Here is a 250-nt window from a genome sequence, read left to right on the forward strand (position 1 = left end):
CAAAGCAAACGTTTGCTTGATGGTAATCAAAAAGATTTTCTGGAATAATGCGCCAAAAACATCAGCCACTAACTTGAATATCAATACTAAGGAAATTCATGACTGCTCAAAATATTGATGGAAAGCTAATTTCTCAAACGGTTCGCTCTGAAGTTGCGGCTCGTGTAAAAGCTCGCACTCAAGCTGGATTACGCGCTCCGGGCCTAGCGGTTGTTTTAGTGGGTGAAGACCCTGCTTCTCAGGTTTACGT

Annotated in this window: 1 protein-coding gene; it reads left to right on the plus strand. The window is 42.8% G+C overall.

Going from position 1 to position 250, the window contains the following annotated elements; translation table 11 throughout:
• Positions 1–98 precede the first annotated feature (98 nt).
• The coding region (locus AB4653_RS25360; protein ID WP_372105606.1) for a tetrahydrofolate dehydrogenase/cyclohydrolase catalytic domain-containing protein at positions 99–250 on the plus strand (152 nt) is incomplete at its 3' end.

The organism is Vibrio sp. 10N.222.48.A3, assembly GCF_041475345.1.
GTDB lineage: Bacteria > Pseudomonadota > Gammaproteobacteria > Enterobacterales > Vibrionaceae > Vibrio > Vibrio tasmaniensis_A.